This is a genomic window from Vibrio sp. L3-7 (genome assembly GCF_963898195.1).
Taxonomy (GTDB): Bacteria; Pseudomonadota; Gammaproteobacteria; order Enterobacterales; family Vibrionaceae; genus Vibrio; species Vibrio echinoideorum.
This window is the reverse complement of the sequence record NZ_CAWQUW010000034.1, coordinates 156,012-180,684: the sequence shown is the minus strand read 5'-3', so window position 1 is coordinate 180,684 and position 24,673 is coordinate 156,012. Positions and strand designations below refer to the sequence as shown.

The window sequence follows — 24,673 nt, the reverse complement described above, 5'->3', positions numbered from 1 at the left end:
ATGCACGTTTCCACTCGAAAAACGCGTTAACTCTTTCCTAATCCTAAAAAACGCTTATTCAATAGCGCGGTTAAAATACAAGACGGTCTTTACCCGTCGTTTTAGCCGCGTACAACTTTTCATCGGCGTACTTAAATATCTCTTCAAAGTTAAGCTGGCTTTGCTTTGTTTCAACAATACACACACCGCCAGACACCGTAAATCCATTCGGGACAATGTCGGCTGATTTCGCGCAAATCGCATTTTTTACACGTTGCAATGTCCTAATCATCGTTTCCCGGTCATCACCTTTCAGATAAACAACAAACTCTTCGCCGCCAAACCTTGCGGCAACGTCACTGCTTCGAATACTGCTACTTATCTGACGCGACATATAACGAATCACGTCATCGCCTTTATCATGGCCATAGGTATCGTTAATTGACTTAAAGTCATCAATATCAAACACCGTTAAGGTAAATAATTGATCATGCTCTACGCTGCGCCAAAACGCTTCTAAGCCACGTCGATTCAATAATCCTGTCATCGGGTCTTTGGCAGCAAGTTCTTTGAAATAACCGCGTTCAATATTGGAATTGACGTAGAAAAAGATAGTGACAGAGAACAGGTAAACGATAACAGCGACAATTAAACTGTCTTTTTCATAAATAAAGAAATGCTCTATTTCCTTTTCAAGATCAAAGTCATAGTACATTGCATGATGTGATGCGACACCTTCTAAGACGATCTCGCTATAAAAGGTTGAGGAGTCGCTTGGAACCGCCAAGGTTGTATCAATGATGTTCACTTTGCCGGCTAAATGTTGATTAGAAGCCCCCAGTAATTTGCCAGCGTCAATATCTACCGAGAGCATCCCTTGATGCACCCCTTGATTGAACACAGGAATTGTCATACTGATTATTCGATCAAGGGAGTCAAATCGGTATGCCGGCCCAGAGAGCGTCAATTGATCCGGATTATTGGCGGTTTTTTGCCAATATGGGCGACTTTTTATCGTAGAGAGCAGTTCCTTCCCTAGCCCTTTAGCGAAGTCTTCAGGTGACGAAATCACATAACCGCGGGTATCAATAAAATGCACACCATTGTGGTATTCATCAAGTTGAGACAAGAATGAAAGGATAGGTGCCAAGGCGATTTTCTCGGAAGCACTTTTGTAGCTATCACTGGTTTCAGAGCACAACGATTCTTCACCGACCAACATATAATCGATATCAACAGAAGGAATGTCGCCTGTTTTACCATCAGCGAGTAGTAGGACATCGATAGGCCAAATACGACAAAGACCATTGACCACCTGCTTATTATGGTCAAGAAAAAGTGGATTTCCGGATTTATAATAATTCGAGAAGCTGTAATCTAAAGCAGTGACAACTTTAGTGGTTCCAGCGAAAACCTCTTCGATACGATGAAACTCACTGTTGATGTCTTTTTTTACCGCATCAAAATGGTTCTTACCAATTAGGCCTAGCAGCATTAAAGCGATCACCGCTGGGAATCCGAAGATAAAACTAAGGCTAAAGTGCCTGTTTACTTTCATATAATGTGCTCTTAGCGCTCAACTATTTTCATTTATACCATTAATATTATGACATTAATCAACAGTCCTCTCGATGTAAAACAATGTAAATTGATATTAACGGTATGAGTAATGGTTAGATAACTGCTTAAAAATGAATAAAGTAGAGAGAAAATAGCATTTAGAGTAAATTTTTTTGTTCATTAAATGTATTAAAGCACTGTTAACAAAGTAACTTATAGATAGTCCGTCAATTGAAACCTAATGTTGTTCAACGACTGACTATTGCACGATCAATTACGGACTTTGGCAATGTCACTCCTAGCTCACGAGCCGCCTCAAGGTTCACGACCAGCTGAGAGCTCTGTGCGGTTTTGACACTCAGTTTCCCCGGTTTTTGCCCATTCAGAATTGCAGCGACATAATCTGCGGTTTGAATACCTACGTCATAATAGTCTAACCCAAGGCCCGCTATAGCGCCTTTTCCTACATAAGACGTCGCTCCGGCAACCACTGGCGTTCCAGCTCGGTTAGCAGCTTCTATAAGCCCTTCGATACCACTTGCAACAGTGTTATCTGTCAATGCGTAAATAACATCAGACTTCTTAGCAATGGATTCGGTTTTTGATTCTACATCATCGATGGTTAGCACTTTTTCAGTGTACAGAGTAAAACCAAAGTCTCGTGCAGACTTCTTTAATAGCCCAACTAACGCGACGGCATTTGCTTCAGCCGGATTATAAACAACCCCAATTGAGCTTGCCTGAGGAAGGAGCTCTTTAATAAGAGATACATGTTGAGAAATCGGAGACAAATCAGAAAGGCCGGTAACGTTTCGTCCCGGTTTATCCAAGTGTTTGACCAGTCTCGCACCAATTGGATCAGTAACCGCGGTAAACACAATAGGAATAGATCGCGTTGCAGAAACCAAAGCTTGCGAAGTAGGTGTCGCGATACCCACTAATACGTGGGGGTTTTCGCTGACTAACTCTCTGGCAATTTTTGCGGCTTGCGCCGGGCTACCATTAGCCATTTCATAAGAGAACTCTAAATTTTTACCCGCTTCATAGCCTTTAACTCTTAACCCTTCGATGAGTCCTAAGCGTGTCGCATTCAGATCTGGATGGTCAACAACTTGTGAAACCGACACTTTGGCGACGTTCGCCATTACATTGCCAGTCCATAGCAACAGCAGACAGCTTAAAACCGCTGCCAATATCTTTCTTACAGAACTCATTATCGCTCCCTAAATCAAGCTCTACTCGTTATTACTCGATCGAAGAGAACAACATCAAAAATCACTATTGACATTATTACCAGTAACTATTGATAACTTGAAGTGATATTTAACAAAAATACAACAAGGTTCGAATTATGTGGGGATAAGCGGGTTTGTTGGATTTAAAAGGTAAGAAACTCAATGAATACAAGATAAGCTCGGCAAATAAAGGCAAAGCTAAATGAATAAAGACTAAGTGAAGCGATTAGAAGAGAGGATCAAATCTGAGAACGAGCTATCGATGATGTATGACTGTTCTCAGACTAGAGGGAGATATAGGACGACCTTTTAGAACCAACGTTCCATTGAAGATTTGTCTAGCTGACGAAATGCGCGATTTAAAATGATCGCCAACTCTTTGTAACGAGGGCGTGGCTTCATTGGCTCTAATGCAAAACCCGTTTCGGTGATCTTTTCATGCAATTCACGGTACCAAGATACTAAGGCCGGCGGAAGCTGAGTTTTTGAACGATTACCTAACCACCACATACCTTGAAGCGGCAAGCTGATCGCAAACAATGCCATAACCACAGCCTGTGGCATCGCTTGGTAATTGTTAAAGACCATTTGCGTAAGGACGCTTATTGCAGCTATTGCGGGCATCACCTTAACACCAAAACGCGTCGCTTTGATGATGCGTTGCTCAGGGAAAATAGCGTTTAACTCTTTTCGAACAGGCCAGAGATCCATGTACTTTTGGCCATCTTTTAAACTGCTAGCTAAACCAACTCTATTACTCATATGAGTCTCCCATTAAAAAAAAGTTGAAATCATCAACTAAATACACAAAAATTTGACGAAAAATAATATTCTTTCAAATTTTTTTGTTATATTTGCACAATATCGCTATTATTTGCAGACCTCAATCTCATTGTTGCCCTTATTTACAATTTAAGCAACTTTGGGACGACTTCTGCAAGGAATGCAAAAGCCTCTTTTCTTAAAAGTGCGCTTTCACTTTAATACGGAAATTAACGTTTTTTTGACCAAGGTTAGTACGCAAGCAATGGTGCTTCGTCTATTCTTGAGATTAATTTTCATCCTTAACTGATTTCGATCAGAAAAATAAACAGGTAGTCATTAATGTCTAAGCTAGTTTTAGTTTTAAACTGTGGTAGTTCTTCTCTTAAATTTGCTGTTGTTGATGCAGAAACAGGTGCTGAGTACCTAACTGGTCTTGCTGAATGTCTTGGTCTTCCAGAAGCTCGTATGAAATGGAAACTTGACGGCAAGCACGAAGCACAACTAGGTGCGGGCGCAGCTCACGTAGAAGCACTATCTTTCATGGTAGAAACTATTCTTGCTTCTAAGCCTGAGCTTAAAGCTAACCTTGGCGCTATCGGTCACCGTATCGTTCACGGTGGCGAGCAGTTCACTTCTTCTGCACTTATCACTGATGAAGTTCTTAAGGGTATTCAAGACGCTGCAACTTTTGCACCTCTTCATAACCCAGCTCACCTTATCGGTATCGAAGCGGCTCAACAGAACTTCCCTGGTCTACAAAACGTTGCTGTTTTTGACACTGCATTCCACCAAACAATGCCTTCTGAGTCTTACCTATACGCTCTACCGTACAACCTGTACAAAGAACACGGCATCCGTCGTTACGGCATGCACGGTACTTCTCACCTATTCATCACACGTGAAGTTGCAGGCCTACTAAACAAGCCAGTTGAAGAAGTTAACATCATCAACTGTCACCTAGGTAACGGCGCTTCTGTATGTGCTATCAAGAACGGTCAATCTGTAGATACTTCTATGGGTCTTACTCCTCTTGAAGGTCTTGTAATGGGTACTCGTTGTGGTGACCTTGATCCTGCGATCATCTTCCACCTGCACGACGCTCTTGGTTACTCTGTTGAAGAAATCAACAACATGCTAACTAAAGAGTCTGGCCTAGCAGGTCTAACTGAAGTGACTTCTGACTGTCGTTTCGTTGAAGACAACTACGGTGAGAAAGAAGAAGCAACTCGTGCAATGGACGTGTTCTGTCACCGTCTAGCTAAGTACGTTGCTGGCTACACTGCTACTCTAGAAGGTCGCCTAGACGCAATCACTTTCACTGGCGGCATCGGCGAGAACTCTGGCCCAATCCGTGAAATGGTTCTTAACCGCCTAGGCATCTTCGGCATCGAAGTTGACAGCGAAGCTAACCTTAAAGCACGTTTCGGCGGCGAAGGTACTATCACTACAGCTAACAGCCGTATCCCTGCAATGGTTATCTCTACTAATGAAGAGCTAGTAATTGCTGAAGACACTGCGAAACTAGCAGGTCTTTAATTGATTTTCCTGACTAGCTTCACTCGAAGCTAGTCAGTTTTTCATATCAAGAAAATGGGGCTCAACTTCTATTCCTACCCCAATTTAAATATCGGTGGGAATAGCAGTTGAGCTTTTTTTATTTCCAATAGTTAAAGGTGTCCGTCAATGTCCCGTACTATTATGCTTATCCCTACAAGCGCTGGTGTTGGTCTTACTAGTGTTAGCATGGGTGTTCTTCGCGCTATGGAGCGTAAGGGCGTAAGTGTTTCTTTCTACAAGCCAATCGCTCAACCTCGTAGCGGTGGTAACCAACCAGATTTAACGTCTACTATCATTAGCACAAACAGCGACATTAAGATTGGTGAGCCAATCGCAATGACTAAAGCTGAAGCTTTGATCGGTAGCGAAAAAATGGACGAACTTCTTGAGTCAGTTGTTGAGCAATACAACAAAATCAATAAAGACGCAGAAGTAACGCTTATCGAAGGCTTAGTTCCTACTCGTAAGCACCCATTTGCAAACCAAGTAAACGCGGAAATCGCGAAAACACTTGGTGCGGAGATCGTATTCGTTGCGACCCCTGGTACATACAACCCTATTCAGCTTAAAGAGCACATCGAAGTAGCATGTTCTAACTTCGGCGGCACTAAAAACAAGAACATCAAAGGCGTGATCATTAACAAGCTTAATGCTCCTGTTGATGAAGCTGGCCGTACTCGTCCTGATCTATCTGAAATCTTTGACGATGCAGATAGCGCTCAGCAAGCGAACGTTGAAGTAATGCAAATCTTCAACTCTAGCCCTATCCGTGTTCTTGGCTGTGTGCCATGGAGCATCGACTTAATCGCAACTCGTGCGGTTGATATGGCTAAACACCTTAACGCTGAAATCGTTAATGAAGGTGAAATCTCAACTCGTCGTATTAAGAGCATCACTTTCTGTGCACGCTCTCTACCCCACATGATTGAGCACTTCAAACCAGGTTCACTACTGGTTACTTCAGCAGACCGTCCTGACGTTATCGTTGCTGCAGCTCTTGCTGCGAAAAACGGTGTTGAAATTGGCGCAATCCTACTGACTGGCGGTTACGACATTCCAGAAAGCATTGCTAACCTTTGTGCTCCAGCATTCGCTTCAGGTCTACCGATCTTCAAGGCTCAAGGTAACACTTGGCAGACGTCTCTTAACCTACAGAGCTTCAACCTAGAAGTACCTGCAGATGATAAAGAGCGTATCGAGTTCGTTAACGATCACGTTGCTAGCCACATCGATGGCCCTTGGATTGATTCTCTATCTGAAGGTACTCAAGGTATTCGTCGTCTAAGCCCACCAGCATTCCGTTACCAGTTAACTGAATTTGCTCGTAAAGCGGCTAAGCGCATCGTTCTTCCTGAAGGTGATGAGCCACGTACCGTTAAAGCAGCATCTATCTGTGCTGAGCGCGGCATCGCAACTTGTGTACTTCTTGGTAACCCTGAAGAAATTCGTCGCGTTGCTGCACAGCAAGGTGTTGAGCTAGGCGCTGGCGTTGAGATCATCGATTCTGCATCCGTTCGCGAAAACTACGTAGCTCGCCTAGTAGAACTTCGTGGCGCTAAAGGTATGACTGAAGTTGTAGCTCGTGAGAAGCTAGAAGATTCAGTATTCCTAGGCACTATGATGCTTGAAGCGGGTGAAGTTGACGGTCTAGTTTCTGGTGCAGTTCACACAACGGCGAACACAATCGTTCCTCCGTTCCAGATCATCAAGACGGCTCCTGATGCATCTATCGTATCTTCAATCTTCTTCATGCTTCTGCCTGATCAAGTGCTTGTATACGGTGACTGTGCGATCAACCCAGATCCAACAGCTGAACAGCTTGCTGAAATCGCTATCCAATCTGCAGATTCTGCTGCGGCATTCGGTATCGACCCACGTGTTGCTATGATCTCTTACTCTACTGGTGAATCTGGTAAAGGTGCAGACGTAGATAAAGTACGTGAAGCAACAAAACTTGCTCAAGCAAAACGTCCTGATCTAGTGATCGATGGTCCTCTACAGTACGACGCAGCAATCATGGAAAACGTAGCCGCTTCTAAAGCGCCTAACTCTCCAGTTGCAGGTAAAGCGACAGTATTCGTATTCCCAGATCTAAACACGGGTAACACGACTTACAAAGCTGTACAGCGTTCAGCTGACCTAGTATCAATCGGTCCAATGCTTCAAGGTATGCGTAAGCCAGTAAATGACTTGTCACGTGGCGCTCTAGTAGACGATATCGTTTACACAGTAGCTCTAACGGCTATCCAAGCGGATCAAGCAGAACAAGCTAAAGAGAAAGTAATTAACTAATCTTAATTCCCTTTTCTCTAATAAAAAAGACACGCTAAATTAGCGTGTCTTTTTGTATCTAGCATTCGGCTTCTGAATCTGACCGTGCAACAGCCAATTAGCTATGCGGTGGTCAATTAACTATGCGGTAGTCAATTCGCTATGCGGTGATCAATTAACCATGTAGCTAATGAGTTAACCATGCAGCCAATGATAAGCGCTTATATCAAGTCACGTTGATGCGGCGAATCAAGGCCAAGTTCTGGACCTTTGGGTACAACTTGTGTTGGATTGATGCCTGTATGGCTGTAATAGTAATGTCGCTTGATATGGTAAAAATCGGTCGTCTCTTTAATGCCTTCGATCTGGTAAAGCTCTTTTAAGTAGCCCTGAATATGGACGTAGTCTGAAATTCGCTGCTTGTTACACTTGAAGTGGCCAACATACACTGCATCGAATCTAACTAGAGTGGTAAACAACCTCCAATCCGCTTCTGTAATCTCGTTACCCGCTAAGTAACGATGTTCACTAAGATGAGCGTCTACTTTATCTAAGGCACCAAATAGAGAATCATACGCTTCTTCGTATGCTTCTTGCGTCGTCGCAAAACCCGTTCGATAAACACCGTTATTGATATTCGGATAGATATAGTCATTCCATTCATCAATCTTCTTGGCCAACTCCCACGGGTAGTAATCATCCGTGTTACCTGTTAACTCATTAAATTCGGAGTTAAACATGCGGATAATTTCAGAGGACTCGTTACTCACGATGGTGTTGGTTTTCTTGTCCCATAATACTGGAACCGTCACTCGACCTGAGTAATCAGGTTTGGCTTGAGTATAGATTTGGTGCATACGAGTGTGACCAAACAGAGGCTCAGGTAAACCCATTTGCCACCCTTCACTCATCATGTCTGGGCAGACTACCGTCACGTCAATATGATTGGCCAGACCTTTAAGCTCACGGAAGATCAAAGTTCGGTGCGCCCAAGGGCAAGCTAATGATACGTATAAATGATAACGGCCGCTTTCTGGCTGGAATTGTGCGCCCGACTTGTTCTCTACCCAGCTTCGAAAGCCAGCATCTTCACGAAAAAATTTGCCGCCACTTTCCTTAGTGTCGTACCAAACATCATGCCAAACACCTTCAACTAACTTACCCATATCCAAACCTCTGTCATCCAAACTTTTACTTAGTATAAAAAAAGCCCACTTTTTCAAAACTAGAAGAAGTTGGCTTAGTTGTTCGAATTATTTGATGAAGCTTGTTCGGCGTGAAAGTTTAGGTACAAAAAAAGCGCAACTCATAAAAAAGTTGCGCTTAAGCCTGTCACAGGCTGAACCGGTTTAAATAGGTTCTAGACTTGTACGTGCAAGCAAGATACTGCGTGTACGTCATTGCCTTGAATTGTGGGTTTCGTTTGAGCACAAGCCTCAGTTGCTTCAGGGCAACGAGTACGGAACACACAACCTGATGGTGGATTAATTGGCGATGGTAGATCACCCTCCAGCATCTGAATGGTTTTACTGCGCTCTAAGCGAGGGTCTGGAATAGGAACGGCTGACATCAATGCTTTGGTATATGGGTGCTTAGGATCCGAGAACAAGGCATCTGATTCGCCTAGTTCAACTGCATTACCTAAGTACATCACCAATACACGGTCAGAGATGTGTTTCACAACCGACAAATCGTGCGCGATGAATACCAAAGACAAACCTAACTCTTTCTGTAGTTCCATAAGAAGGTTTACTACTTGAGCTTGGATAGATACATCCAGAGCAGAAACCGGCTCATCACAGATGATCATCTTAGGCTTCAAGATAAGTGCACGTGCGATACCGATACGTTGACACTGACCACCAGAGAATTCATGTGGGTAACGGTTGATTACGTTTGGTAGTAAACCAACCTTTGCCATCATCTCTTTAACTCTGTCTTTCACTTCCTGTTTAGAAAGCTCAGGATAGAAAGTTTGTAGAGGCTCAGCAATGATGTCTCCAACTGACATACGCGGGTTAAGCGATGCAAGTGGGTCTTGGAAGATCATCTGAATCTCTTTACGAGTCTCACGACGCTTCACTTCCTGCATCTTAGTCAGGTCTTGACCTAACCACATAACCTCGCCTTCAGTTGCCTCAACTAAACCAATAATTGCGCGCGCAAATGTTGATTTACCACAGCCAGACTCACCTACTACACCCAGAGTCTCACCTTCGTAAAGGTGAACATCCACACCATCAACCGCTTTAAGGTTTGATGGTTTCGCCCAAGGCCAAGCTGACTTAGCCGCAATGCTAAAGTGAACTTTAAGGTTTTTAATATCTAATAGTAATTCTTTACTCATTTTGTCCAAGTCTCCCAATCAGAAAAACAAGCACGCTGACGATCTTTCGCAAATGGCTGCAAAATTGGTGCTTCTTGCTTACAACGGTCCATTACACGGTGACAACGGTCTTGATAAGGACAACCGGTTGGTAGGCGAAGTAAGTTAGGTGGGTTACCTGGAATCGTCGGTAGAATTTCACCTTCGGTATCCAAACGAGGAATTGCTTTAAGCAGGCCTTCCGCATAAGGGTGGCTAGGCTCATAGAAGATTTCGTCTACTGTGCCGTATTCCATGGTACGGCCAGCGTACATCACTAGAACTTTGTCACAAGAACCGGCAACTACACCCAAGTCATGGGTGATCATGATGATTGCTGTATTGAACTCATCTTTAAGCTCGTTCAGCAATTCCATGATTTGTGCTTGAATAGTTACATCCAACGCTGTTGTTGGTTCATCAGCGATAAGTAGTTTCGGGCGACATAGCAGAGCCATTGCAATCATCACACGTTGACGCATACCGCCAGAAAACTCGTGTGGATACATGGTAATACGTTTACGCGCTTCAGGGATTTTAACCGCTTCAAGCATGCGTACGGATTCTTCAAATGCTTCTGAACGACCCATACCTTTATGTAGCATGAGAACTTCCATCAACTGATCACACACTTTCATGTAAGGGTTCAGTGATGTCATTGGATCTTGGAAGATCATCGCGATCTGTTCAGCACGAACTTTGTTCAGTTCTTTCTCAGGTAGATTGAGAATTTCATTGCCTTCAAACTTTGCACTGCCTGAGATGATGCCGTTCTTAGCCAGCAGTCCCATCAGTGCAAATACCGTTTGAGATTTACCCGAACCTGACTCACCAACAATGCCCAGCGTTTCACCTTGGTTAAGTGAGAAGTTCAGGTCGTTTACTGCGGTTACGATACCATCTTGCGTGGTAAATTCGACGCGCAGATCTTTGACATCTAATAAGCTCATTATTGCTTCCTTAATCTTTTATAGCTTTTTTTGCTATTTAATTATCTGTCTTTTGGATCAAGCGCATCGCGCAGACCATCACCTACGTAGTTAAAGCAGAACAGCGTAACTACCATGAATGCGGCTGGGAATGCCAGTTGCCAAATAGCAACTTCCATTGTTTGCGAGCCTTCTTGTAGCAGCGCGCCCCAACTTGTCATAGGTTCTTGAACACCAAGACCAAGGAAAGATAAGAATGATTCTGTAAGGATCATGCTTGGAATAAGTAGCGTTGAGTAAACCGCAACAATACCCAATACGTTCGGTACGATATGACGTGTAATGATTTTCCATTTGCTGACACCACATACGTGAGCAGCTTCAATGAACTCTTTACTACGTAAACTCAACGTTTGACCACGAACAATACGCGCCATGTCGAGCCAAGCAATAGCACCGATAGCAACAAAGATAAGTACGATATTACGACCAAAGAACGTCACCAGTACGATCACTAGGAACATGAATGGTACTGCGTATAGGATCTCTAGGATACGCATCATCACTCGGTCAGTGCGACCGCCAATGAAGCCTGAAGCCGCACCGTAAAGCGTACCAATCAGTACCGCTACGAATGCGCCCATCACACCAACCATAAGAGAAATACGGCCACCAATCATCGTACGAACGTATAGGTCACGGCCTAAACTGTCAGTACCAAACCAGTGATCAGCATTTGGGCCTACGTGCATTGCGTACCAGTCAGTATCATCGTAAGCATGTTCTGCCAACATAGGTAAGAAGATTACCGATAACACCATGACAATTAGAATGAACAGGCTGATCATTGCCGCTTTGTTACGCATAAAACGAATACGCGCATCCTGCCACAAACTACGACCTTCAATTTCCAAACTCTCAGAGAATTTTTCGATCGCTTCTAAGTTTTCTTTTTTCTTCAACATAACCATGCGTCCCTGCTAGTAGCGAATTTTCGGGTCTATAAGCGCTAGTAAAATATCAACGATTGCGTTGAATAAGATGAATAGGAAACCAATCAAAATGGTTACTCCCATTACTAACGAATAGTCACGGTTAAACGCGGCGTTAACAAACAGCTTGCCGATACCCGGTAGGCCGAAGATAGTTTCAACGACAACAGAACCGGTAATGATACCTACGAAAGCAGGTCCCATATAAGAAACGACAGGAAGCATTGCTGGTTTAAGAGCATGTTTAAGAACGATATAACGGTAACTTAGACCTTTAGCACGAGCTGTACGGATAAAGTTACTGTTTAGGGTTTCAATCATGCTACCGCGAGTAATACGAGCAAAGGTTGCTACGTATAGAAGAGACATCGCGATAACGGGTAGGACGATGTACATATAAGTACCACCGTGCCAACCACCTGCAGGAAATATATGCCAGTGCAGTGAGAATAGGTAAATAAGCGCTGGTGCCAACACGAAGGATGGCATCACCACCCCGAGCATCGCGGTCGACATTATGGTGTAGTCGATCCAGGTATTGTGCTTCAAGGCGGCAATGGTTCCGACCGTTACCCCCATAATCAAGGTAAAGATAAAGGCAACAAAACCTACCTTCGCAGAAACTGGAAGCGCAACCGCGATCAACTCATTTACTGTGTAATCTTGATATTTGAAAGACGGACCAAAGTCTCCCTGAAGGATGTTGGTCAGGTACGTGGTGTACTGTTCAAATACAGGTTTGTCTAAGCCATATTTAGCTTCGATGTTAGCCATAACTTCTGGCGGTAATGGACGCTCGCTTGAAAACGGGTTACCCGGTGCGAAACGCATGAGAAAGAAAGATATAGTGATCAACACCAACATAGTTGGAATCGCTTCAAATATCCTTTTCATAATGAATTTAAGCATAAACTCACTCTTTCAGTCTGTGACAATTAAAATTAGAAAGACGCTACATGCGCGCTCTGCGCATGTAGTGTCGGTATCGTTATAGTTATATTAACTTTTTAGAATCGAAGCGTTTATTATTCAGCTTTGATGTATAAGTCTTTCGAGAAGATCTTATCTTCCGCGTTGTTTGTTGGGAAACCACCAACATGCGGATTAAGTAGACGTGATTTCACGTATTGGTAGATAGGAGCGATAGGCATATCGTTCGCCATTAGCGCTTCAGCTTCAAGGTAAAGTGCTTCACGCTCTTCTTCTGAAGTAGAGTTAAGTGCTTTATCAATGATTTGGTCGTAAGCAGCGCTGTCGTAGTGAACACCACCAGTCGTGTTGTTACTCTTCATTAGCGTTAGGAATGACGACGCTTCATTGTAGTCACCACACCAACCAGCACGTGCTACTTCAAAGTCACCAGAATCTTTAGAAGATAGGTAAGTTTTCCACTCTTGGTTTTCAAGCGTTACTTTAAGACCCAGTGTTTTCTTCCACATAGAGCCTAGCGCTACAGCAATCTTCTTGTGGTTTTCTGAAGTGTTGTAAAGCAGGTTGAAGCTTAGTGGGTTATCTCGGCCGTAACCCGCTTCTTCAAGAAGACGTGCCGCTTCAGCGTTACGTTCTTTCTGAGTCATTTTACCGTACGCAGGAAGCTCAGGATTGAATCCTGCTGTAATCTCAGGAGTCAAGAAGTACGCTGGTTTTTGACCTTGTGCAAGGATCGCGTCACTTACGATATTACGGTCAATTGCGTAAGAAATTGCTTTACGTACACGAACATCATCAAATGGTGCTTTCTTTGTGTTAAAGATGTAGTAGTAGGTACATAGGTTACCCGCTACAGATACATCTTCCGCATACTCTTTCTTAAGACGCTTGAAGTGCTCAGTTGGAAGTTCGTTTGTAAAGTCGATTTCACCAGATAGGAAACGGTTCATTTCCGCAACTTGGTTTTCGATTGGTAGGAACGTTACTTTATTAAGAACAGTCTTATCGTTGTTCCAGTATTGCTCGTTACGCTTTAGTACTAGGCGTTCGTTAACAACCCATTGATCAACAGAAAACGCACCGTTACCTACAAAGTTACCCGGCTTAGTCCACTGGTCACCAAATTTTTCAACAGTCGCCTGATGTACAGGCTTCATTGTTGTGTGGCCCATCATCATTACGAAATATGGTACCGCTGTATCTAGTTCAACAACAAGAGTGTTTGCATCTACAGCTTTAACACCTAGCTCACTCTTGTCTTTCTTACCCGCTACGATGTCTTTCGCGTTCACCATCTTGGTATATTCCATGTACCAAGCATATGGAGAAGCAGTGGCAGGATCGACTGCACGTTGCCAGCTGTAAACGAAATCTTCAGCTGTTACAGGATCGCCGTTAGACCATTTTGCGTCTTTACGCAGGTGGAAAGTGAATGTTTTGTTGTCTGTCGTTTCCCAGCTTTCGGCTACACCTGGGATTGTATTACCTTCGCCATCTTGGTTCACTAGACCTTCTAGAAGATCACGAATTACGTGAGATTCTGGTACACCTTGAGATTTGTGTGGGTCGATAGTCGCAACTTCAGTACCGTTACCGCGAACAAGCTCCTGAACTTTTGCAAGCTCGGTGCCTGCTGGAACTTCAGCAGCGATAGAAAGGGTAGAAGTGGCAGCCACTGCCAAACCAGCACCTAGAAGAAGGGCCTGAGTGATTTTATTCTTGTACATTCAATAAACTCCAAGTTTTTTGTATTGCATCCATGACTTCTTTGCTCAGCTCACTGAACGGCAGTGATTTAGATTTATTTAGCTCAAAGTTTAAGCATAAAAATCTAAAACCTTACAAAGATTGAGGCACACACTATCAACCATTGAAGTAATTTGCCATAAACAAGTCGCAAAAAATCGGATAATTCTCCGAATCATTCAAGGTATCAGTGTAAATCTCTAATAAAAACCTAATGAATAGTGAGTTATATATAGGGATTTATTAAAAAACAGCCTTTAGTGTTGATGTATCTGAATTGATACTTTTTTTTAGCATCTTATGCTAGAACACTGCCGGCAAATTAACATTAATGCCACATAAAATCTAATTGCACATCACATATCCCCTAAATAGACTGCACTATTTGTGAGGATTATCACTTTATACAAAACAGCATAATGCGCTGCACCAAAACAGATGTAGATGTGCACCAAGACAGACAAAATTATGTATCGAATTTATATGCAACCTGAGCGCTTAACCATTTATTAAAAAGCCTTCTATTTATAAATAGCTTTGTAGCATGCACAAAAAAGCCGACGTTCAACGTCGGCTTTCTTATTATTTGCGTCCCAACCTGTCATGTATTTTCACGTTAAGGAAGAAACACGATCTGGGATGGATTACTTTTCCCAACGATCCGCAGCTTTAGTATCTGAATCGCGAGAATCAACCCAGCGGGTTGTTTCTGTGGTACGTTCTTTTTTCCAAAACGGCGCTTTGGTTTTCAGGAAGTCCATAACAAACTCACAGGCTTCAAAAGCAGCACCACGGTGTGCACTTGACACACCAACGTAGACAATCTGGTCACCAATATCTAGGTCACCCACGCGGTGAATAACTCGCATCTTCTCAATCGGCCAGCGCGCTTCAGCTTGATCGCAGATCTCGCTCAGCGACTTCTCTGTCATGCCTGGATAATGCTCAAGAGACAAACCAATCACGTTGTCACCAAGGTTCATGTCGCGAACTTTACCAACAAACGTCACTACCGCTCCAGCGGCTGTACCTTGAGCCAAATAATCGTATTCGCCACCCACAGAAAAATCTTCAGCAGTCACTAATACTCTTGGATCAATAACTCGAGAGTCATTCATGGTTAACCTCCAGTAACTGGTGGGAAGAAAGCCACTTCGTCGCCGTCTTTCACTTCAGTCGTCAAAGGTACAATTGATTGGTTGAGTGCTGCCAGCAGCTTGCCCTCTTCCAATGCGATATCCCATTTGCCTTCTTGTGTTACAAGGTGGCTGCGAATCGCTTCAATAGTATTGTATTGCGCATCGATCTCTAGGCTATCAACACCGACAAGTTCACGAGTTTGTGCAAAGAACAGTACCGTAATCATGATTCCACCTTGAAGTGACCTGACTTACCACCGGTCTTCTCTAACAAGCGTACATTCTCGATAACAATGTCTTTCTGAACAGCTTTACACATATCGTAAATAGTTAGTGCAGCAACAGAAGCAGCCGTTAGCGCTTCCATTTCTACGCCGGTCTTACCAGCAAGCTTACATACAGATTCGATTCGAACCTTACTTTCAGACTCGATAGCCTCAAGCTGAACTTCAACCTTAGTCAGTAGCAAAGGGTGACACAGTGGAATCAAGTCCCACGTCTTCTTCGCTGCTTGGATACCAGCAATACGTGCCGTTGCGAAAACATCACCTTTATGGTGGCTGCCAGAAACAATCAGCTCTAGCGTTTCTGCTGACATTTGAACGAAAGCTTCTGCTCTCGCTTCACGTACTGTCTCTGCTTTAGCCGATACATCGACCATGTTTGCTTCGCCAGACGCGTTAATGTGTGTAAATTGGCTCATGCTCAAATCACCTTATACAGAAAGATGTGGCATGAAGTTACAAGGACGGTGACTTGCATCTATCTGCTGCTTGATGATCTTAGTCCAACCTGTACGGCATGCACCTGTAGAACCAGGCATAGCAAAGATAACCGTATGGTTAGCAAAACCCGCAATCGCACGAGATTGAATCGTAGAAGTACCAATTTCTTCGTAAGACACTTGACGGAATAGTTCGCCAAAGCCTTCGACTTCTTTATCGAATAGTGGCTTAAGTGCTTCAGGCGTGCTGTCACGAGATGTAAAACCCGTACCGCCAGTGATCATGATAGCTTGAACGCTTTCATCCGCGATCCACTTAGAGACAATCGCACGGATCTTGTACATGTCATCGATAACGATTTGCTTATCAACCACATTGTGGCCAGCTTCTTTAGCATGCTCCGCTAGGTAACCACCTGACGTATCGTTTTCTTCTGTACGAGTATCTGACACCGTTAATACTGCAATGTTTGCTGCTTGAAATTTGCTTTCTGCGTGACCCATTTGTTCACCTATTTAAAATTTTTCAATGATTAGACTTATTCGCCCAGCTTAAAGAAGCTGAGCGATAAAATGCTTTAGAGTATATAGCGAGTTAACCGCCGATTGACGCCAAGTTTGGAGTCATGCCGCTGTTGCCATCGTGTAAGAAGTGGCTAACGGACTTGGTTTGAAGCTGAGCCTGAATTCGATCAATGAGCTCTTGCTCTTGTTGATCTTCTTGAATTAGATCTCTCAGTTCAACACCATGGTCGCCAAACAGACATAAGTGAAGTTTACCGGTCGCAGAAACACGCAGTCGGTTACAACTCTCACAAAAGTCTTTCTCGTAAGGCATGATCAAACCAATTTCACCCTTGTAGTCTGGGTGGACAAACACTTGCGCTGGGCCATCGTTAACTGCTTTGACTTTTAATAGCCAACCATTAGCAATAAGCTGGTTACGAATCGCAACGCCAGACACATGGTGTTTATCGAACAACTCGTCCATCTCGCCAGTTTTCATTAGCTCGATAAAACGTAATTGAATAGGTTTGTCTTTGATCCAATTAAGGAAGGCTGGTAATTCCTGACTGTTGAGGTCTTTCATCAATACGACGTTGACTTTGACTTGTTCAAAGCCAACCTCAAACGCTTTATCAATGCCTCGCATAACCTCAGTAAACTTGTTCTCACCAGTGATCTGATGAAACATGCGCGAATCTAAGCTATCCACGCTCACGTTTATATGGGTTAAACCAGCATCACGCCATTGCCCTACTTGTTTCTCCATGCGGTAGCCGTTAGTTGTCGTGGCTACTTTTTCGATGCCTGGAGTAGAAGCAACGGTGTGTATGATTTCAGGAAAGTCTTTACGCAGGCTCGGCTCTCCGCCTGTAATGCGGATCTTTGAGGTACCACAATCTGCAAACGCTTTTACAATACGTTTGATCTCGGGAACACTTAAAAAAGACGAGTTTTTTTGCCCTGACGGTTTATAACCATCTGGCAAGCAGTAAGTACATTTAAAGTTACAGACGTCTGTAACCGACAAGCGCAAATAATAAAATTTGCGATGGAATCTATCTTCGAATTGTTGCGCCACGGAACACCTTTCCAAACACGGGAGGCATAATCATTTCCAATTAAGCCCTTGTGACAACATGTCACTGGCTCTTGATGCGTATCGGTACAGCAAATACCACTGTGCGACTTAGCATGCGAGAGCTCGGAGTTATGGCAACTGCACGTTATATTCACACGCGCAGTAGCTGAGTAATAAAATACTTAATATTTGTACGTGAATCTAGCTCTGATGACAAAAAACGGGTCACATCGGCAAAAAAAACGTATCAAACCCTCAAAATAACTCTTGTTGAGTATCTGATGAGAAGCATTTAACCTAAATTATAGTTGGTAATAATCTAACAAGAACAAAAAATGAATATTTACTCTTCAAAGAAAGTCGTAGCAATCGGTGGGGGCCATGGCTTAGGTCGCATGCTAGCTGCATTAAAAGACTTTGGTAACAACGCAACTGGCATTGTTGCGACCACAGATAACGGTGGCTCAACCGGAAGAATTCGAGACTGCCAAGGTGGTATTGCTTGGGGAGATACTCGTAACTGTATCAACCAATTAATCACAGAACCTTCAATTAGCTCGATGATGTTCGAATACCGCTTTCGCGGTCAAGGTGAACTCGATGGTCACAACTTAGGGAACCTAATGCTAACGGCGCTAGATAACCTTTCCGTTCGCCCATTGGAAGCAATTAACCTAATTCGAAATATGCTCAAGGTCGATGTCAATATCGTCCCGATGACCGAACACCCTTCAGACCTCACGGCCCTCTCAATGGATGGTCGTTGGGTAACCGGTGAAACCAACGTAGATGATATGACAGAAAAGCTGCGCATGATGGACTTATCACCGGAAGTACCCGCCACCAAAGAAGCCGTTCTAGCCGTTGAGCAAGCGGATTGTATTGTCCTGGGTCCAGGAAGCTTCCTAACCAGTGTTATGCCTCCGCTGCTACTTCCTGAAATAGGAAAAGCCATCGCTGACAACACCAAAGCTAAAGTAATTTTTGTTGAAAACCTGTCGCCGGAACACGGCCCAGCAGGAAAGATGACGCTTCAAGAACAATTAGAATGGTGTGAGCGCACCTGTAAAGCGAGAAAAATCGATGTCGTGCTGGGTAATGCGCCCCACCCTGAACTTGAAGGACTATGGAACTGTGTAACCACTGATCTTGCATCTCCTAATCGAGATTGGCGACATGACCGTTTAAAGCTCCAGCAAGCGATTAGATCCCAACTGGTCTAGTGCCAAATTTCTGATATAAAAAAGGAGCATCATGCTCCTTTTTTAATACCTGTCTCTGGTATATGTCGTCATCAACCGTTTTAGATGTCTGTCATCAACTGCTGATATTCTTGATACGTTGTTAACAAAAGTGCCTGCATACCTTGAAAGTCTACGTCTGTCACTGGCAAGGCTTGTTTTACTTTTGCGTCCAAGCTAATCGCGAAGCTACACAATGAGTCTGCGCCAAAACTCGCTGCACTACTTTTGAGTGCGTGGCTAATATCAGCCAAGTACTTGGAAGTATCATTAGCTTTATTGAGCTCTAGATGCTCATAGTAACCTTTCAATTCACCTAAAAATATATCCAATAAAACTGGAACATTCTCTTGCCCTATTTCACCGGCAAGCTCATCAACTTTTTGCTGATTTAATACTTTCATCATTGTTCTTTTCTTATTGTTTGGTGATTACTGCTTCGCATTCCACGTTTGCAATTTACGATATATCGTCGATGGACTGACATCCAAAAAACCGGCCGCACGGGGAATGTTACCATCACACGCTTTTATGGCCTGTTCGATAGCCGTTTTCTCAGTGATCCACAATGGGAAAATATCTTTCACGGTAATATCTTCGTTCTGCTTCTCTTTCAATCGCAGACTGTTTTCAATCGGCTGATTCAAAGGGGGTGGAAGCATGTTCAGAGTAATCTCTTTACCATTATTCAGTACCACCACATTTCGCAATACGTTTTGTAACTGACGAACGTTACCCGGCCACTCGTATTGATTGAAGCGATCAAGCACCTCTTGAGCAAAACGAACAAACGCTTTGCCCTCTTCAACTGACATGTAACCCAATAGCGAGTATGCAATCTCGATGACATCCTCGCCACGCTCACGCAATGGCGGTAAATGCAAAGGAATCACATATAAACGGTAGTACAAATCTTCTCTAAAGCGACCTTCTTGAACTTCTTTCCAAGGGTCACGGTTGGTTGCACAAACAAAACGCACATCCACACTCTTCATCTTCGAAGAGCCTACTTTTTGAAAAGTACCGGTTTGAATAAAGCGAAGAAGCTTGGTTTGCAGCTCAAGATCCATCTCGCACAACTCATCGAGAAACAGAGTTCCGCCGTCAGCCAATTCAGCAGCACCTTGGCGATCGGTGGCAGCGCCAGTAAAGGCGCCTTTAACGTGGCCAAACAGTTCACTTTCGATCAAATCTTTAGGAATAGCCGCACAGTTGATCGCGATGAATGGCTTATCGCCACGTTTACTCGCAGCATGGATAGCTTCTGCACACACCTCTTTACCGGTTCCACTTTCACCCGTGATGAAAATACTGGCTTTACTCGATGCAGCAGAGTCGATAGTTCGGTAAACCTGCTGCATGGTTTGGCTACTACCAATGAACCCTTGGTAGTTTTGATTTCCAGGATGTTCAGAGCTGTTCTTCAGCTTGGTCGCTTTGCGTATCGCGTTATTCACCGTAATACGGAGTCGATCGGCTTCACACGGTTTGATCAGGAAATCTTGAGAGCCATGACGCATTGCTTCTACGGCGGTGTCAATAGAGCCGTGAGCGGTCATGAAAATAACTGGAACTTCAGGGTATTTTTGTTTTACGGCAAATAGCACGTCCATACCCGTCATATCGGGTAAACGTAGATCTAATAAAATGAGATCTGGGATTCGATGATTCAAACTCTCAATTGCATCACGACCAGTGCCGACAATGTTGATATCAATTTCGAGCGGTGTAAGATACGAGCGATATAAAGCCGCTACCGAAGCCGTATCCTCTACCATCAACAAATACTTTGATTTGTTATCTAGCGTTTTTGATTGCATATCCTAGCCATTTATAATTTGCATTTCTTATTATAGTCGCATTCCGCTTTGCATTATGCAAATTGGCCACAATATTTGTATTGTATTCCTATACCAGCTTCAAATAATCAATGAATTAGCTACATGGCACGAACGATGCAGTGTTCTATTTGACCTTCGGGTCACCTAGCCAACTGACGTTGTTAGTGGACTCAGTGTTCACAAACGTAAGCCAGTAGAAAATTTACTACTGGCTGTTTTTTTGCCTAAATTTTCCCTCAAGTACGTTCCGTATCAGCTATTCGTAATAAACTGCTTTCTCAACTGTTCTATCTCATCACGTTTTTGCGCTGCCAACTCAAACTCCAAATTTTGAGCATGCTGATACATAGCACCTTCTAATTTACTGATCTCTTTATCAAGCTGCTGTGGAGTAAGCACTGTGTAATTTTCAGAATGCTCAGCAACTTTAGACAGTGGTACTTGCTTAGATTGTCGCTGTTGTTTTGACTTAGTTAGGTCGCCCAGCTCCATAATATCTTTGATACTACGTTTAAGCGCTTGAGGCGTAATACCCTGTTCTTCATTGTAAATCTGTTGTTTCTCTCTACGACGATCCGTTTCATCAATCGCTTTTCTCATCGACTTAGTAATTGAGTCTCCGTACAAAATCGCTCGACCTTCTAAGTTACGTGCCGCACGACCAATAGTTTGAATAAGAGAACGTTCAGAACGTAAGAAGCCCTCTTTGTCTGCATCAAGAATCGCCACCAGCGATACTTCAGGCATATCCAAACCCTCACGAAGTAAGTTAATGCCCACTAACACGTCAAACTCACCTAAACGTAGGTCCCGAATGATTTCTACACGTTCGACAGTATCGATATCTGAGTGCAAGTAACGCACTTTAACACCATGTTCACTTAGGTATTCGGTTAAGTCTTCCGCCATTCTTTTAGTCAATGTTGTAACCAACACTCGCTCTTCTTTGACTGAGCGAATTCTAATCTCAGACAATAAGTCATCAACCTGAGTCGCCACTGGCCTTACTTCAATAATAGGATCGAGCAAGCCAGTCGGACGCACTACTTGGTCAGCGATTTCGCCATCTGATTTTTCGATCTCATAATTTCCAGGCGTTGCTGACACAAAAATGGTTTGTGGAGAGATAGACTCAAACTCTTCAAACTTCATCGGTCGGTTATCCAACGCAGAAGGCAGCCTAAAGCCAAACTCCACTAAGGTTTCCTTACGAGAACGGTCACCTTTATACATAGCGCCGATTTGCGGCACAGTAACGTGCGATTCATCGATGATCAGAAGACCATCATTAGGTAAGTAGTCAAATAACGTAGGAGGCGCCTCTCCTTCCGCACGGCCACTCAAATATCGTGAATAGTTTTCAATACCCGAACAGAAACCAAGCTCAGTCATCATCTCGATATCAAACTGAGTTCTCTGAGAGATACGCTGTTCTTCTAACAGTTTGTTGTTGTCTTTTAGGTATTGAGCTCTATCCCGTAGTTCATCCTTAATTTTCTCAATCGCTTCAATGATTTTCTCTCTTGGCGTGACATAGTGAGTTTTTGGATAAACAGTAAATCGAGGTAAGTCTCTTTGCTTAATCGCGCCGGTAAGTGGGTCAAAGATGCTAATGCAATCCACTTCATCATCGAACATTTCAATTCGAACCGCATCTTGGTCAGATTCAGCGGGAAAGATATCAATCACCTCACCACGAACACGGAACTGCCCACGCTCAAACGCGACATCGTTTCTCGAATATTGCAGTTCAGCCAAACGGCGCAAAATATCTCGCTGGTCCATAACCTCACCACGACTCAAATGAAGCATCATTTTTAAATAGGACTTAGGATCACCAAGACCGTAGATAGCCGATACAGACGCAACAATAATGGCATCTTTTCTTTCTAACAAAGCTTTGGTGGCTGAAAGTCTCATTTGCTCAATATGAGCATTTATCGACGCATCTTTCTCGATGAAGGTATCCGTGGTTGGAACGTAGGCTTCCGGTTGGTAATAATCGTAGTAAGAAACAAAGTACTCAACGGAGTTATTCGGAAAGAAAGATTTCATCTCGCCATAAAGTTGAGCTGCCAACGTTTTGTTAGGGGCTAACAAAATTGCAGGTCTTTGAGACTGAGAAATGACGTTGGCTAACGTAAAGGTTTTACCAGAGCCCGTAACCCCCAATAGAGTTTGATGTGCTAAACCAGAATCCAATCCATCTAGTAATTTGGTTATCGCAGTCGGCTGATCTCCGGATGGGCTATAGTCCGATACCAAGTCAAAGAGTTTACTCATAGGTCGCCATTTCCATACTGTTTTTATAATCAGGTCATTGTCACTCTAGGAGGAGTGTTGTTGCAACTATTATCTAGAGAAATGCATCTTAAGATTAGAGATCAGTTATAGCTTTTAGTTTTAGAACTTGGTATTATCCGTGCCCCTGCAAAGTTTCCTCAGCTAAATTACTCAAATTTTAATCCACTACTTTTCCCCAAAAAATCTAAAAATACCGCTTGTTCTACTGTTCCCTTTATAATCTAAAAAAGTTATACAACCGTGATATTTTGATACAAATCCTTTAAATACATAATCTTAGTCGTATTTTTTGCATTTTCAGATTTATGCCAATTATTGTTGTTAAAGTTTCGCACACATACTTATCCACAATTTTGGTGGATAACTAAAGCAAAGCTAAATCCGGTAAGGCGTTCAAGAAAGTAAAGTTTTTTATCTTACTTTTTTCTTCTATTTTTTATTGACAGAAAATCGGACTATTATTAGAATTCGCGTCGCTAACAAGCAATTCCCCTTTAGTTCAGTTGGTAGAACGGCGGACTGTTAATCCGTATGTCGCAAGTTCAAGTCTTGCAAGGGGAGCCAAATTTAAAGAAGCCGCATCACTCGATGCGGCTTTTTGCGTTTTAGTGCTTTGGGAGCGTATTCGACTCGCCTCTTTCCTTCTCTTTTTGATAGTTCTGAGCACAAAATCCACAAATATGACCCTATTCGCAGGAAGCAGATCGAGTTCAATTCAAGAATGATCTTATGAAAGATCCAGAGCAACTCCCCCTATAAACTAGTCTCACGAAGTAAAAATTGGCCGTCTATACTTACCGTAACTTTAATAATCAAACGATTACCTGATGATTTTTTCACCAAGCACCTAAATCCCTAGTGATCCTTGGTTGTTATTAGGTGAGCAAAGCAGGATAATATCGGGATCGGAATCTCAAGAATTAATCCATTATGACCGAATACCTTTTGTTGTTGGTTGGCACAGTGCTGGTCAATAACTTTGTGCTAGTGAAGTTTTTAGGGCTATGTCCGTTTATGGGAGTCTCCAAGAAACTGGAGACCGCCATTGGCATGGGCCTCGCGACGACTTTCGTTCTGACGTTAGCGTCGGTATCAGCATACCTAGTAGAAACCTACATCCTTACCCCTCTGGGTATTGAATACCTGCGTACCATGAGTTTCATCTTGGTTATCGCGGTGGTCGTTCAATTTACGGAAATGGTTGTTCACAAAACAAGTCCTACTCTATATCGCCTATTGGGTATATTCCTGCCTCTTATCACCACCAACTGCGCGGTGTTAGGTGTGGCACTGTTGAACATTAATGAGAACCACAACTTCATTCAGTCGATCATCTATGGTTTTGGCGCAGCGGTTGGTTTCTCTCTCGTGTTGATCTTATTTGCTGCAATGCGTGAGCGTATTACGGTAGCTGATGTACCAATGCCATTTAAAGGCGCATCAATCGCAATGATTACAGCTGGCCTAATGTCTCTGGCATTTATGGGCTTTACTGGATTGGTGAAGTAGG

General features: G+C 43.3%; 21 protein-coding genes, 1 tRNA gene and 1 riboswitch. Of the genes, 5 read left to right on the top strand and 17 right to left on the bottom strand.

What is annotated here, in order from left to right; all coding sequences use genetic code 11:
- Window positions 1–70: 70 nt before the first annotated feature.
- From AACW75_RS18865 to yfbV, 3 genes are all read right to left on the bottom strand, one after another.
- Window positions 71–1,537 (bottom strand): sensor domain-containing diguanylate cyclase, encoded by a 1,467-nt coding sequence (locus AACW75_RS18865; protein ID WP_145571014.1) that lies wholly within the window; start codon window positions 1,535–1,537, stop codon window positions 71–73.
- A 250-nt stretch (window positions 1,538–1,787) separates the two neighbouring features.
- Window positions 1,788–2,753 (bottom strand): ABC transporter substrate-binding protein, encoded by a 966-nt coding sequence (locus AACW75_RS18860; protein ID WP_135454508.1) that lies wholly within the window; start codon window positions 2,751–2,753, stop codon window positions 1,788–1,790.
- 330 nt (window positions 2,754–3,083) lie between these two features.
- Window positions 3,084–3,536 (bottom strand): terminus macrodomain insulation protein YfbV, encoded by a 453-nt coding sequence (yfbV, locus tag AACW75_RS18855; RefSeq protein WP_017076664.1) that lies wholly within the window; start codon window positions 3,534–3,536, stop codon window positions 3,084–3,086.
- A gap of 342 nt (window positions 3,537–3,878) precedes the next feature.
- Between yfbV and AACW75_RS18850 the strand changes: the two genes are divergently transcribed.
- Together AACW75_RS18850 and pta are read left to right on the top strand one after the other, a co-directional pair.
- Window positions 3,879–5,075, top strand: coding sequence for an acetate kinase (locus tag AACW75_RS18850; RefSeq protein WP_145571016.1), 1,197 nt, complete (start codon window positions 3,879–3,881; stop codon window positions 5,073–5,075).
- 147 nt (window positions 5,076–5,222) lie between these two features.
- Window positions 5,223–7,388, top strand: coding sequence for a phosphate acetyltransferase (gene pta, locus AACW75_RS18845; RefSeq protein ID WP_017076663.1), 2,166 nt, complete (start codon window positions 5,223–5,225; stop codon window positions 7,386–7,388).
- Between the two features lie 200 nt (window positions 7,389–7,588).
- On the opposite strand, the gene AACW75_RS18840 is transcribed toward pta, so the two are convergent.
- The 11 genes from AACW75_RS18840 to moaA form a co-directional block, all read right to left on the bottom strand.
- Window positions 7,589–8,533, bottom strand: coding sequence for a glutathione S-transferase family protein (locus tag AACW75_RS18840; RefSeq protein ID WP_135454506.1), 945 nt, complete (start codon window positions 8,531–8,533; stop codon window positions 7,589–7,591).
- A gap of 194 nt (window positions 8,534–8,727) precedes the next feature.
- On the bottom strand, window positions 8,728–9,714 hold the full coding sequence (gene oppF, locus AACW75_RS18835; RefSeq protein WP_029225281.1) for a murein tripeptide/oligopeptide ABC transporter ATP binding protein OppF: 987 nt from the start codon (window positions 9,712–9,714) through the stop codon (window positions 8,728–8,730).
- Window positions 9,711–10,682, bottom strand: a complete 972-nt coding sequence (locus AACW75_RS18830) for an ABC transporter ATP-binding protein (RefSeq protein WP_017076660.1) — start codon at window positions 10,680–10,682, stop codon at window positions 9,711–9,713. The genes oppF and AACW75_RS18830 overlap by 4 nt, the downstream gene beginning before the upstream one ends.
- 41 nt (window positions 10,683–10,723) lie before the next feature.
- Window positions 10,724–11,626: an oligopeptide ABC transporter permease OppC gene (oppC, locus tag AACW75_RS18825; RefSeq protein WP_017076659.1), complete on the bottom strand. Its 903-nt coding sequence runs from the start codon at window positions 11,624–11,626 to the stop codon at window positions 10,724–10,726.
- A 15-nt stretch (window positions 11,627–11,641) separates the two neighbouring features.
- Window positions 11,642–12,562, bottom strand: coding sequence for an oligopeptide ABC transporter permease OppB (gene oppB, locus AACW75_RS18820; protein ID WP_017076658.1), 921 nt, complete (start codon window positions 12,560–12,562; stop codon window positions 11,642–11,644).
- A gap of 116 nt (window positions 12,563–12,678) precedes the next feature.
- Window positions 12,679–14,310 carry an ABC transporter substrate-binding protein gene (locus AACW75_RS18815; protein WP_017076657.1) on the bottom strand — a complete coding sequence of 544 codons (1,632 nt, stop codon included), beginning with the start codon at window positions 14,308–14,310 and terminating at the stop codon, window positions 12,679–12,681.
- Between the two features lie 663 nt (window positions 14,311–14,973).
- Window positions 14,974–15,447 carry a molybdopterin synthase catalytic subunit MoaE gene (gene moaE, locus AACW75_RS18810; protein ID WP_135454503.1) on the bottom strand — a complete coding sequence of 158 codons (474 nt, stop codon included), beginning with the start codon at window positions 15,445–15,447 and terminating at the stop codon, window positions 14,974–14,976.
- A 2-nt stretch (window positions 15,448–15,449) separates the two neighbouring features.
- A complete protein-coding gene (gene moaD, locus AACW75_RS18805; protein ID WP_004734025.1) occupies window positions 15,450–15,695 on the bottom strand; it encodes a molybdopterin synthase sulfur carrier subunit in 246 nt (81 codons plus the stop codon).
- Window positions 15,692–16,171 carry a cyclic pyranopterin monophosphate synthase MoaC gene (moaC, locus tag AACW75_RS18800; RefSeq protein WP_017076655.1) on the bottom strand — a complete coding sequence of 160 codons (480 nt, stop codon included), beginning with the start codon at window positions 16,169–16,171 and terminating at the stop codon, window positions 15,692–15,694. Before moaC ends, moaD begins: the two co-directional genes overlap by 4 nt.
- A gap of 12 nt (window positions 16,172–16,183) precedes the next feature.
- A complete protein-coding gene (gene moaB, locus AACW75_RS18795; protein WP_135454501.1) occupies window positions 16,184–16,696 on the bottom strand; it encodes a molybdenum cofactor biosynthesis protein B in 513 nt (170 codons plus the stop codon).
- A 91-nt stretch (window positions 16,697–16,787) separates the two neighbouring features.
- Complete coding sequence (gene moaA / locus AACW75_RS18790; RefSeq protein WP_026012219.1) at window positions 16,788–17,777, bottom strand: GTP 3',8-cyclase MoaA; 990 nt, start codon at window positions 17,775–17,777, stop codon at window positions 16,788–16,790.
- A riboswitch (molybdenum cofactor riboswitch) is annotated at window positions 17,766–17,918 on the bottom strand. It overlaps the preceding gene by 12 nt.
- Window positions 17,919–18,112: 194 nt before the next feature.
- Here moaA and AACW75_RS18785 point away from each other — a divergent pair.
- Window positions 18,113–19,000, top strand: coding sequence for a YvcK family protein (locus tag AACW75_RS18785; RefSeq protein WP_102554373.1), 888 nt, complete (start codon window positions 18,113–18,115; stop codon window positions 18,998–19,000).
- 80 nt (window positions 19,001–19,080) lie between these two features.
- Here the strand turns inward: AACW75_RS18785 and luxU are convergent, their stop codons facing one another.
- The 3 genes from luxU to uvrB form a co-directional block, all read right to left on the bottom strand.
- On the bottom strand, window positions 19,081–19,425 hold the full coding sequence (gene luxU, locus AACW75_RS18780; protein ID WP_017076652.1) for a quorum-sensing phosphorelay protein LuxU: 345 nt from the start codon (window positions 19,423–19,425) through the stop codon (window positions 19,081–19,083).
- Window positions 19,426–19,449: 24 nt separating this feature from the next.
- A complete protein-coding gene (gene luxO / locus AACW75_RS18775; protein WP_004734031.1) occupies window positions 19,450–20,838 on the bottom strand; it encodes a quorum-sensing sigma-54 dependent transcriptional regulator LuxO in 1,389 nt (462 codons plus the stop codon).
- Between the two features lie 273 nt (window positions 20,839–21,111).
- Window positions 21,112–23,142: an excinuclease ABC subunit UvrB gene (uvrB, locus tag AACW75_RS18770; RefSeq protein ID WP_135454499.1), complete on the bottom strand. Its 2,031-nt coding sequence runs from the start codon at window positions 23,140–23,142 to the stop codon at window positions 21,112–21,114.
- Between the two features lie 509 nt (window positions 23,143–23,651).
- Between uvrB and AACW75_RS18765 the strand changes: the two genes are divergently transcribed.
- Both AACW75_RS18765 and rsxA read left to right on the top strand, forming a co-directional pair.
- Window positions 23,652–23,727: transfer RNA gene (locus tag AACW75_RS18765), tRNA-Asn, on the top strand.
- Between the two features lie 366 nt (window positions 23,728–24,093).
- Window positions 24,094–24,672: an electron transport complex subunit RsxA gene (gene rsxA, locus AACW75_RS18760; RefSeq protein WP_046222689.1), complete on the top strand. Its 579-nt coding sequence runs from the start codon at window positions 24,094–24,096 to the stop codon at window positions 24,670–24,672.
- The last annotated feature ends 1 nt before the right edge of the window (window position 24,673 follow it).

Coding starts and splice junctions, on each gene's coding strand:
- AACW75_RS18865 (WP_145571014.1), bottom strand. CDS start 1,537: ATGAAAGTAAACAGGCACTTTAGCCTTAGTTTTATCTTCGGATTCCCA.
- AACW75_RS18860 (WP_135454508.1), bottom strand. CDS start 2,753: ATGAGTTCTGTAAGAAAGATATTGGCAGCGGTTTTAAGCTGTCTGCTG.
- yfbV (WP_017076664.1), bottom strand. CDS start 3,536: ATGAGTAATAGAGTTGGTTTAGCTAGCAGTTTAAAAGATGGCCAAAAG.
- AACW75_RS18850 (WP_145571016.1), top strand. CDS start 3,879: ATGTCTAAGCTAGTTTTAGTTTTAAACTGTGGTAGTTCTTCTCTTAAA.
- pta (WP_017076663.1), top strand. CDS start 5,223: ATGTCCCGTACTATTATGCTTATCCCTACAAGCGCTGGTGTTGGTCTT.
- AACW75_RS18840 (WP_135454506.1), bottom strand. CDS start 8,533: ATGGGTAAGTTAGTTGAAGGTGTTTGGCATGATGTTTGGTACGACACT.
- oppF (WP_029225281.1), bottom strand. CDS start 9,714: ATGAGTAAAGAATTACTATTAGATATTAAAAACCTTAAAGTTCACTTT.
- AACW75_RS18830 (WP_017076660.1), bottom strand. CDS start 10,682: ATGAGCTTATTAGATGTCAAAGATCTGCGCGTCGAATTTACCACGCAA.
- oppC (WP_017076659.1), bottom strand. CDS start 11,626: ATGTTGAAGAAAAAAGAAAACTTAGAAGCGATCGAAAAATTCTCTGAG.
- oppB (WP_017076658.1), bottom strand. CDS start 12,562: ATGCTTAAATTCATTATGAAAAGGATATTTGAAGCGATTCCAACTATG.
- AACW75_RS18815 (WP_017076657.1), bottom strand. CDS start 14,310: ATGTACAAGAATAAAATCACTCAGGCCCTTCTTCTAGGTGCTGGTTTG.
- moaE (WP_135454503.1), bottom strand. CDS start 15,447: ATGAATGACTCTCGAGTTATTGATCCAAGAGTATTAGTGACTGCTGAA.
- moaD (WP_004734025.1), bottom strand. CDS start 15,695: ATGATTACGGTACTGTTCTTTGCACAAACTCGTGAACTTGTCGGTGTT.
- moaC (WP_017076655.1), bottom strand. CDS start 16,171: ATGAGCCAATTTACACACATTAACGCGTCTGGCGAAGCAAACATGGTC.
- moaB (WP_135454501.1), bottom strand. CDS start 16,696: ATGGGTCACGCAGAAAGCAAATTTCAAGCAGCAAACATTGCAGTATTA.
- AACW75_RS18785 (WP_102554373.1), top strand. CDS start 18,113: ATGAATATTTACTCTTCAAAGAAAGTCGTAGCAATCGGTGGGGGCCAT.
- luxU (WP_017076652.1), bottom strand. CDS start 19,425: ATGATGAAAGTATTAAATCAGCAAAAAGTTGATGAGCTTGCCGGTGAA.
- luxO (WP_004734031.1), bottom strand. CDS start 20,838: ATGCAATCAAAAACGCTAGATAACAAATCAAAGTATTTGTTGATGGTA.
- uvrB (WP_135454499.1), bottom strand. CDS start 23,142: ATGAGTAAACTCTTTGACTTGGTATCGGACTATAGCCCATCCGGAGAT.
- rsxA (WP_046222689.1), top strand. CDS start 24,094: ATGACCGAATACCTTTTGTTGTTGGTTGGCACAGTGCTGGTCAATAAC.